9 protein-coding genes are annotated in these 10,154 nt (G+C 49.2%); 4 read left to right on the top strand and 5 right to left on the bottom strand.

What is annotated here, in order from left to right; genetic code table 11:
• Positions 1-107 precede the first annotated feature (107 nt).
• The 3 genes from WMO24_RS01230 to WMO24_RS01220 are packed head-to-tail and all read right to left on the bottom strand — an operon-like array spanning position 108 to position 2,523.
• The gene (locus WMO24_RS01230) at positions 108-458 is read right to left on the bottom strand and encodes an arsenate reductase family protein (RefSeq protein ID WP_349214297.1); all 351 of its coding nucleotides are present in this window, start codon (positions 456-458) and stop codon (positions 108-110) included.
• A 17-nt stretch (positions 459-475) separates the two neighbouring features.
• Positions 476-1,228, bottom strand: coding sequence for a heparan-alpha-glucosaminide N-acetyltransferase (locus tag WMO24_RS01225; RefSeq protein ID WP_349214294.1), 753 nt, complete (start codon positions 1,226-1,228; stop codon positions 476-478).
• Positions 1,225-2,523 (bottom strand): galactokinase, encoded by a 1,299-nt coding sequence (locus WMO24_RS01220; RefSeq protein ID WP_349214293.1) that lies wholly within the window; start codon positions 2,521-2,523, stop codon positions 1,225-1,227. The genes WMO24_RS01225 and WMO24_RS01220 overlap by 4 nt, the downstream gene beginning before the upstream one ends.
• A 197-nt stretch (positions 2,524-2,720) precedes the next feature.
• On the opposite strand from WMO24_RS01220, the gene WMO24_RS01215 reads away from it, so the two are divergent.
• The 4 genes from WMO24_RS01215 to WMO24_RS01200 are packed head-to-tail and all read left to right on the top strand — an operon-like array spanning position 2,721 to position 6,671.
• Positions 2,721-3,569 carry an AraC family transcriptional regulator gene (locus WMO24_RS01215; RefSeq protein ID WP_349214291.1) on the top strand — a complete coding sequence of 283 codons (849 nt, stop codon included), beginning with the start codon at positions 2,721-2,723 and terminating at the stop codon, positions 3,567-3,569.
• A 39-nt stretch (positions 3,570-3,608) separates the two neighbouring features.
• Positions 3,609-4,967, top strand: coding sequence for a 23S rRNA (uracil(1939)-C(5))-methyltransferase RlmD (rlmD, locus tag WMO24_RS01210; RefSeq protein WP_349214290.1), 1,359 nt, complete (start codon positions 3,609-3,611; stop codon positions 4,965-4,967).
• Between the two features lie 15 nt (positions 4,968-4,982).
• Positions 4,983-6,401 carry a 23S rRNA (uracil(1939)-C(5))-methyltransferase RlmD gene (rlmD, locus tag WMO24_RS01205; protein WP_349214288.1) on the top strand — a complete coding sequence of 473 codons (1,419 nt, stop codon included), beginning with the start codon at positions 4,983-4,985 and terminating at the stop codon, positions 6,399-6,401.
• Positions 6,402-6,425: 24 nt separating this feature from the next.
• Positions 6,426-6,671, top strand: coding sequence for a DUF6061 family protein (locus tag WMO24_RS01200; protein ID WP_021683568.1), 246 nt, complete (start codon positions 6,426-6,428; stop codon positions 6,669-6,671).
• A 51-nt stretch (positions 6,672-6,722) separates the two neighbouring features.
• Here WMO24_RS01200 and WMO24_RS01195 read toward each other — a convergent pair whose 3' ends face one another.
• On the bottom strand, positions 6,723-9,368 hold the full coding sequence (locus WMO24_RS01195) for an ABC transporter permease (RefSeq protein ID WP_349214286.1): 2,646 nt from the start codon (positions 9,366-9,368) through the stop codon (positions 6,723-6,725).
• Positions 9,369-9,383: 15 nt separating this feature from the next.
• A complete protein-coding gene (locus tag WMO24_RS01190; protein ID WP_349214284.1) occupies positions 9,384-10,055 on the bottom strand; it encodes an ABC transporter ATP-binding protein in 672 nt (223 codons plus the stop codon).
• Between the last annotated feature and the right edge of the window lie 99 nt (positions 10,056-10,154).

Raw genomic sequence — 10,154 nt, 5'->3', positions numbered from 1 at the left:
AGTTTTTATTTCCTATGCAACGCTAAAGCTTTTTGAGAACTCCCCGGCACAGCCGGGGGTTTTCGGTAAACAAAAAGAGCCGTCACGTCAAACGTGACGGCTTTCTTTTATTTCAATACAGAATCCCACTCGGCTTCTTTAAACCCCAACAGCACCTGATGATCCGTAACCAATACAGGCCGTTTCACAAGCATTCCATATTCAGCCAAAAGTGAAATTTGCTCTTCTTCAGACATTTCCGGCAATTTTTCCTTCAGCCCCATTCCCTTATAAAGCAGGCCGCTTGTGTTAAAAAAGCGCCGGAGAGGCAAATTGCTTTTGGCATACCATTCTTTCAACTCCGCCTCAGAGGGATTTTCTTCTTTGATGTCTCGTGCTTCGTATACAAAGCCATGGGCATCGAGCCACTTCTTTGCACGTTGACAAGTCGTGCACTTGGGATACCATACAAACAGCATTTTCATTTGTCCTTTCTTCACATCCAACAGGTTATCAGCCAAAGCGCAGCGAAGGTCAGCGGCTGGTGTAGCATATAAATCAGCATGCTGTGTCTCCCGATTGCACTGAGGGCGGGAATATCGGGCAGTCGCCTCAGAACAAGTTCACCTTTGCCGCGTAATTTTTGCCACAAAAACATTCCGGTCCAAAACAGAAAGATCCAGGGAATCAGCGGAAAGTAATCCGATGACCAAAATCCCTTGGCGGGGAAGCCCAGAAAGAACGCCCACTTTACCTGATAAAGACTTTGCGGAAGAAGCCAAATTTTAATATCCGCCAGACCGGCAAAACCGCGTGGAACGCCTTTTAAAAGCAGGAACAAACCAAAACACACAGCCGCAGCAATTCCGGCCGGCAACTTCTGAAGCCAGGGGCGCAGCATCGCCGTCAAAAGCATTGCTGTTCCCAATAGATGCAACACACCGAACAGAATGATCTGTTCCGGAAGAACCAGCGCGGTTACCACCGTTAAAATCATTGCGCATGCCAGCACTTGTGCACCATGCCGAGCAAGATTACGGCTATACACACTGACCATTCCCGCAAGCAAAATAAACGTCCAGCAAATCGCCTGTTCCCATAAATAGGCGGCATGCGTTCCGAACCAGTCAGCTGTTTTTCCAAACACATAGACCCAGTCATAAACCGCGTGGTAAGCTACCATGTTTACGATGGCCAAACCACGAATGGCATCCAGCGAGGCAATGCGTTTTCCCTGCTGCTTTCTCAAAGCGCGTCTGTCACCTCGACAGCCCCATAATTGCGAACATTCAAAACATAGCACGCACCTGCGCCAAATGCGGCTTCCATTGCATTGCGATATTCCGCAAGCAGATCATCCGGTACAAACGCCTGAATGGTCCCGGCAAATCCGCCGCCCTGAAGCCGCCATGCACCACGCCCTTCCAGAACATGCTGCGATAACGCCAAGCCCACGGAAACGCCTTGCTGCTTGGGATGACGGATGCTATAGGCATTCTGATTATACTCGAAAGAAGAATGTCCGCCCGTCAGAATCAGGCGCAGAAAATCCTCAAAGCGATCTTCTGCAACCGCACACCGCAGTTCCCGTGCACGACGGCACTCTGCAAAGAAATGAATGGCACGCAGGACTGCACGATCTCCCAGCGATTTCCGCAGAGGAGCAATTTGTGACCATACTTGCGCTTCATCCACCTCGCGCAAAACCTTTTTTCCAAAAAAGGCCGCAACGGCTTCCATTTCTCCGCGAATGGCTGCATAATCATCCGTCAGATCTGCATGACTTCCCTTGGTATCCGTAATGCACAGGTGGAATCCATGTTTATCCAAATCAAAATTCACTTCATCAACAACCGGCGCATTCGGATCTTTAAAATCAATCACAATCGCACTGCCGACACTGGATGCGGTCTGGTCCATCAGGCCGCTCGGCTTACCAAAATAAACATTTTCCGCATATTGGCTGAACTGCGCAATTTGAACCGGTGAAAATCGATTCTGATTGTATTCTCCATTCAGAACCGCGCCAATCACCACTTCAAAGGCGGCGGAACTGGACAGACCGGAACCACGCAGCACATCTGATGTCGTATATGCGTCAAAACCGCCAATGGAGCCGCCCTCTTCCTGAATTTTAGCCGCCATGCCGCGAATGAGCGAAGCCGAGCGTCCCTGCTCTTTGGGATTTACTTCCAAATGCTCCAGCGAAATTACATCGGTCCCCTCAAAGCCCATGGAGTGCACACGGATGACCGGCTCCGCATTGGGAGACACAATGGCAAGAATGTCCAAATTCACAGCAGCAGCCATAACCACACCATTGTTGTGGTCTGTATGGTTACCGCCGATTTCCGTCCGCCCGGGCGCAGAATAAATCCGAATCTCCCGATTTTCTCCGAACATATCCTGAAAAGCCTGAATCGCCTGGCAATAACGCGTTCTTTGCCGGCTGACGGTCTCTTCATCTCTGGCGTAAAGCTTCCGGAACGCAGCGTCGTAATCACCATTGCGAATTTGCTCCAGCAAACCCTGTGCAGTAGGCATAACAACTCCTCCTTCATCATTGACAATACTGAACTTAATTTCATTATAACAGCGCCCCCGTCGAAGTAAACACTAAAATATTCTGAAAAAATGGACTTTTGTTGATTGTTTTGCTATAATAACAACAGTTTCATTTTTTATGTATATTTATCATATGATTCCCTGCTTATTTGTACCGTTTACCGGAGGTTATCCCCATGTCCAACACGTATAAGCAATCCTTTAAACAAAGCTATACGGACAATGTCGAATTGTCTATTTTTAATTGCGGGCTGCAAAGCTGTGAACGGGGATACACTTGGGGACCAGGCGTGCGGGACCATTATCTCATTCACTATGTGGCGAATGGAAAAGGAACTTATACGGTAAACCATACGGTTTATGAACTGCATTCCGGAGATATTTTTCTGGCTAAGCCAAGCCAATTGATCACCTACTCGGCCGATCAGGATGATCCATGGGAATACTACTGGGTTGGATTTAATGGCGCCTGCGCCAACAAACTGGTGGCACAGCTTCCCTTCCGTGATACCCGACCGGTGCATCATTGCAAAAATCCTGAAAATGTGAAAAAAGCGTTGTTCGACATTTTTTTGTCTCGCGGCCCAAACCCCCGCAACGAAGCTTTAATGGTGGGCTATCTTTATCTCTTCATCGCAGAACTGATGCAGGAAGCACAGGAATTGGAGCCTCACACTTCCAATTCCAGTTCGCAATATGTATTGAATGCCATCAAATACATTCAGTTCAATTATTCGCACGATATCAGCATTGATGATATTTCCAAAGCTGTCGGGGTCAGCCGCAGTCATCTCTATCGCGTTTTTATGAGCAATGTAGGGCAATCTCCCATTGATTATCTGACGAATTATCGTATCAATGAGGCGTGTGTATTGTTGCGTGAATCCCATCTCTCCATTGCGGAAATCGCTGTTTCCGTCGGCTTTTTTGATCAGTTTTATTTTTCGCGCGTCTTTAAGAAGAACAAAGGCGTTCCGCCCAGCAAATATCTGGGAACGCTGAACAAAGAGAAAGCGGCTGAATAAAGCCGCTTTTCCTTTCCAATGTGCTTCGGGAGGAATTTCATGTCAGTAAAAAAGAATCAAATCATCCCCTTGCAGATTACTTCTCTTTCCAGCGATGGAAACGGCGTGGGGCGGTACAATGGAATGGCAATTTTCGTTCCCTTCACCGCCGTGGGAGATGAGGCCGATGTCCGCGTTGTAAAAGTCTGCAAGCATCATGCGTTTGGCATCATTGAAACACTTCATCAACCCGGTGCCGATCGGGAAACGCCTGTTTGTCCCATTTTTTCCAAATGCGGCGGTTGTCAGTTTCAGCATTTGACTTACCATGCGGAACTGGATGCCAAGGAACAATTTGTGCGTGATGCCATGTTACGTATTGGAGATATCGATCATCCGGTATCTCCGATTCTTCCCTCTCCTCTTTCTGCTCGTTATCGCAACAAAGTTCAATATCCTCTTACGCAGGATGAAAGCGGAGCGGTTATCGCCGGTTTTTACGCCGGACGGAGCCACCGTGTCATTCCTTGCACAGACTGTATTCTGCAGCCCAAGCTTTTAAATGAAATTGCCCGGACTCTTTGCGCCCTTCTCACGCAATATCACATCTCCGTCTACCGGGAAGAAACTCATACCGGACTCGTGCGCCATCTTTATCTGCGCCACGCCATTACCACCGATCAAGTTCTTGTTTGTCTGGTGTGCAACGGCAATCAGCTTCCTCACAGTGAAGAAATTTGCCGCGATCTGACCGCACGGCACCCCGAAGTTTGCTCTATTGTGCTGAACGTAAACCGTCAGCAAACAAACGTCATCACCGGATTGCAATGTATCTCCTTGTGTGGAAACGGATTGCTGGCAGACGAAATGGCTGGCGTTCCGGTGGAACTTGGTCCGCTTTCTTTCTATCAGGTGAATACCCGGGGAGCCAATCAACTCTATTCCGTAGTTCAAACATTTGCAGAATTGACCGGCAAGGAACTTCTGCTCGATCTCTATTGCGGTGCCGGTACCATTGGTCTTTCCATGGCCGCTCAGTGTCAAAAACTGATTGGAGTGGAAATTATTCCGCAGGCCGTAGAAAGTGCTCGCCAAAATGCTGAACGCATGGGCGTTCGTCATGCTGAATTTTTCTGTGCCGATGCCGGTCAGGCCACGCAGCGTCTGGCTGCGCAGTCCTTGCATCCTGATGTGATTGTTTTGGACCCGCCCCGCAAAGGCTGCGATTCCGCCACACTCCAAGCCGTTCTTCAAATGAATCCCCCAAAAATCGTCATGGTAAGCTGTAATGTATCCACTGCTGCACGGGATGTTCGCTTTCTCTGCGAAAACGGCTACCAGGTTCAGGCCATTCAACCTGTTGACATGTTCCCTCGTACAAAGCACGTGGAGGCAGTGATCGGGTTAATTCGCCCGTAATAGGAGGAAAGCAAAATGCTTCATTGCTCAGCCAAAAATAAAGGATGCGGCGGTTGCCCTCTTCTCTTCTGCTCCTATTCGGAACAGTTGCGACACAAGCAAAAGACTGTTGCTTCTCTTCTTGGAGATTTCGGTCAAGTACAGCCTATTTTAGGAATGAAGGAGCCTTTCTATTATCGCAACAAGGCAATTTCCACATTTTCCAGAAAAGATGGCAAGTTGGCAAGCGGTATTTATAAACAAGGCTCTCACCAGGTCATTCCTGTAGAAAAATGTCTGTTGCACCATCCGGACCTGGACACTGCGATTGATGCCGTACGCCAGGCTGCGCGCGCCTGCCATTACGAACCTTTTGACGAAGATCGCCGCACTGGCCTCCTTCGTCATGTACTGGTCCGCCAAAGCTGCTCCACCGGACAAATATTAGTGGTACTGATTACCGCGACATCCATTCTCCCTGGCTCCAAGGCCTTTGTAAGCCGTCTTCGGGCTCTTTGCCCACAGGTAAGCAGCGTCGTTCAAAATATTAATCCAAGGTATTCCAGCGCCGTTCTCGGTCCTTCTCAAAAAGTGCTCTATGGAAAAGGGTGGATTGAAGACAGCCTTTGCGGAGTTCGCTTTCAGCTGTCTGCATCCAGCTTTTACCAAATCAACCCTGAACAAACAGAGGTTCTCTACCGTACAGCGATTCAAATGGCAAATCCGGATAAATCTCAAACCATTCTGGATGCTTACTGCGGCGTTGGGACCATTGGGTTGATTGCTTCTAAGAGCGTCGGCCACGTGATTGGAGTTGAAAGCAATCGTCAGGCAGTTTCCTGCGCTGTTCAAAACGCACGGGCAAATCAAATTAAAAACGCCCGGTTTCATTGTGCAGATGCTTCTTTTTTTCTGCAACGAATGGCGGCGCAGAAAGAACATGCGGACATTGTTTTTTTAGATCCGCCTCGCTCGGGCAGCACAGAGGAGTTTCTGGACGCGCTTTGTCGTCTCTCTCCGCAGAAAGTCGTTTATATTTCCTGCAATCCGCAAACCCAACAGCGAGATCTTGCGTTTTTATGTGAGCGCGGCTGGCATGTACAAGAGATTCAACCGGTAGACCTGTTTCCTCATACAGAGCACATTGAGACGGTTGTCTTGCTTTCCAAGGGCGAGGTCGACTCGAAAAAGATTCGGGTTGAGTTCTCTTTGGAAGATATGGATATGTCCGAATTTCAGGATGGGGCAACCTACACCCAGATCAAAGACTATGTGCTGGAGCATAGCGGGTTAAAGGTATCCAATCTTTATATCTCACAGATTAAGAGGAAATGTGGGATTGAAGTTGGCAAGAATTACAATTTGCCGAAGTCCGAGGATTCCAGACAGCCACAGTGCCCACCGGAAAAAGAGAAAGCGATCCGAGAAGCATTCAAATATTTTGGGATGATCTAACATCCTGCAAAATGGAGGTTTCTTATGGATAGATTGATTTCTTGTGAGTTTAACATGGATACCGCTTGTGTGGAACTGAAATTTTTAGATGGCAGCATGATTGCCATTGATACCATCGCCGTGGAGAATGAGGTTGCTGACAATATGTATCAACGGTCAGAACTGGATTATCTAATCTACAATGATCCGGTTGGATATGCAGACTTGATCTTGAACGGTGATCCCGAAATTTATCTAAAAACTGTAACTGAATGTAAACCCTTAGATTAAAACTCAGCCCTCTGCCTTTTCCTTGGCAGAGGGCCGTTTTTTGCTTAACAGTTATTGAGCATCCCTTAATTGCTCTACAACACTGCATTTCGCTGCATTGTCATACATCATGCAAGGAATCAGCCACCCCAGCAGAAGAAATACCGGAATTGTCAGCAGGACAGGCAGAATGGTGAATCGATACTCAAAGAACCAGAACATACTGCCCAGCATTTTTCCTGCAAGAGGTCCCACCGCCAGCGACAGAATAAAGGCCGCCGATACGGAGGACATTGCGTAAAACAATCCCTCGTAGATCAGCATGGTTTTGAGCTGCCGGTTCGTCATTCCTACAGCCTGAAGCACAGCAAATTCACGGCGGCGGGAAAGAATACTGGTCATCATGGCGTTGAAGAAATTTAAGAGTCCCACCAGCCCGATGATAGCACAGAGGATACCACCTACCAGAAGGAACATCTGCCGGAACTGAGCAAACTCAGAGCGAGCCGTGGCCTTGCTTTCATACATCAAGGGTGAAAACTCACCGGCAGTGAGCTTCGATAGATATTGCTCTGCTTCGGCCTCGTCTGCGTCGTCTGCTGTGTCGAACAGGTAGAGCATCGGAATGGCCGCACCGCCGCTGTCCCTCTGTGCGGTATCCACAGACAAAACTGTCTCATATCCAATACCACCATAACGATAACTCATGGAATACGGAAGCTCTACCAAGGCGCAGACCGTGTACTCTACATCTCTAGCTCCATACAGTTTTTCCTGAAAGTACTCCTCCGGTGTATCTTCGGTGCGGAGTTCCCCGGTGCGGCTGTCGATATATTTCACATCGTCCGCATAGGTGGCGGTGATCGTGTCTCCCACCTTGGGGTAGTATTCAGGATTGGGCAGATTACCGTAGTCATCTAAGGAAACCGCAATGGCAATAGCGTTATTGTTTGGCTCCAGCATAGGAGAAATATCTCCGTCGAACACTTGCAGCTTGTCAAACAGGCTGTTATCCAGAGCCTCGATTCTGGTATCTCCCATCACCATATCGCCCCGGTGCTCCATGCGGCTCATATGGCTGTCCAACTGCTCAGCACTTTCGTACCTTGCATAGTCCTGCCGCAGAGCATCCTCCGTCATCCAAAGATATACGGGTTTTCGCACAGCATATCCCGTGCCGGAAAGACTGGACTTTGTGTTTGCTGCGATCTCTTCGATCTGTTCCGGCGTGATGAATTCATCCGCCGGGTTGTAACGGAAATAGTCGGGCGTGCTGACGATAAAATCGGCGCAGGTCGTGAAGGATACATACTTCTCCATGCTGAAGCCGCCCACAAAGGCACACAGTGCATTGAACAGCGTCACCGACAGTGCCAAAGACACCACCACCAGCACCGTCTTTTTTTTGTTTCGTCCCAGATTGGCAAAGGCCATCTGATGGAGCTTCGCTCCCCGGGTGCTGCGCTGTTTTTTCTTGGTCTGCATCGCATCTGTATATTTGGTAGCCTCCACCGGAGAAACCCTGGCTGCCATTTTCCCGGGCTTGGAGCAGGACAAAAGCACCGTCAGCAGGGCAAACAGCACGGAGCCAACAAAGATCACAGGCGAAGTGCTGATGGTGGTGATGCCCGCATCCAACTGGGTGGAGCGCAAGACAACAGGCACCAGAACAGCGCCAATGCCATAGCCCAACAGCAGCCCCGCCGGAATGCCAATCAGACAAAGCAGAAGTGCCTGCTGGCGAATGATGCGTTTGAGCTGCCGGGGCGTTGTGCCAATGGTTTTCAGAAGCCCGTAAAACCGGATATCCCCCGCAACAGAGATCTGGAAAATGTTATAGATGATAAGATACCCGGTGAAAATCACCAGCAGCAAAAAAGCTGCTATGGCGATCACAAGTTCCGGATCGAGATGCGACTCCAGCTGGGATGAGGTATATCCCCAGTTGACGCCGATCCGGACGCTGTTGGGATCGGTATAGCTGTCCCATGTGTAGCCGAGATCGGTATCCACCTGCTCCATCTGCCCTTGAATGTTTGTACTGGAAGCCATCATGACATTCAGGTCAGTGCGGAAGGGCTGTAAACCTGTTTTCACTGCCTGCGCTTCGATATCATCTGCGTAATCACGGCTGATGTTGATGTAATGAACAGGCATTAGTTCATCATAGTCCCAATAGCCCACCAGCGTAAAGGTATCTGTTACAGTAAAGGCGGTTTGATCCTTGTCCATGATGGAATAGGAAACCGTGACCTCTGCGCCCAGTTCCGGCGTCACGCCAAGCAGCTGCAACGCTGCCGTATCCATGGTCACCTCTTTGCCGCTTTCGGGCATCCGTCCGGTAGTAGGGGTGGCATAGCTCCATTTGGTGCAGTTGGCATCCATGTAGCTGATCTCTGCCGGCGTTTTGGAAAAGACACCATCCGCAGTGATGCCGATCACCTTCCGTGCCCCCGCAGACTTTACCTTCGGGTGGGCGGAGATACGTTCCGCCTGCTCGGGGGAAACATCCTTAAAGGTGCCGTGTGCATAGCCGCCTACCTGCCGAAACTGGTAGGTTTCATAGCTGGCGTTCAACGACAAGACAATGGTGAACATGGACGTAAATAGCAGCGTTGTCAGCGCAATGGCAAAAATGGCGATCAGATTGCGGCGACGGTTCGCATAAAGAGATTTTAAGCTGAGCTTTCGAATACATTTTCTGTTTTTGACATTCATCGTAGCCACCTCCCGTTAGTTCTGGGAGACGATCCGACCATCTTCGATACGGATAATGCGGTCTGCCATCTGCGCAATTTCTTCGTTGTGAGTGATCATTACGATTGTCTGGGCGAACTTTTGACTGGTGACTTTCAAAAGGCTCAATACATCCTGGCTGGTTTTGGAATCCAGATTGCCGGTGGGTTCATCTGCCAGAATGATAGCGGGTGCTGCCGCCAGCGCACGGGCAATGGCTACTCGCTGCTGTTGACCGCCTGAGAGCTGATTGGGCAGCGCATCCAGACGGTCATCTAGCCCAAGGGTCTGTACAATCTGCTGTACGAAATCCTTATTGACCTTGCCACCGTCCAGCTCAATGGGTAGAACAATATTTTCATACACATTCAGCACCGGAACAAGATTATATGCTTGGAACACAAAGCCGATTTTCCTGCGGCGGAAGATGGTCAGCGCTTCCTCCTTTAGGGAGAAAATATCCTGTCCGTCCACCATGACCGTGCCGCTTGTAGGGCGATCCAGCCCGCCCAGCATGTGCAGCAGCGTGGATTTGCCGGAGCCGGATGTGCCGACAATTGCAACAAATTCGCCCTTCTTTACACTTAAATCAACTCCATCCAACGCATGAACTGCGTTATTGCCGGAGCCATAAATCCTTTTCAGGTTTTTTGCCTGTAAAACTTCCATAAATGAGTACCTCCATGAAAAAATCTGTATGTATGAAAGGAAATGATCCTTTGATACATACAGATTATCGCATAGGAATCTTTCCACATTCTTTCCGGC

The organism is Ruthenibacterium intestinale, from assembly GCF_040096265.1.
GTDB classification, from domain to species: Bacteria; Bacillota; Clostridia; order Oscillospirales; family Ruminococcaceae; genus Ruthenibacterium; species Ruthenibacterium komagatae.
Note: the sequence above shows the minus strand (reverse complement) of the source record. Positions and strands in the feature narration are given on the sequence as shown.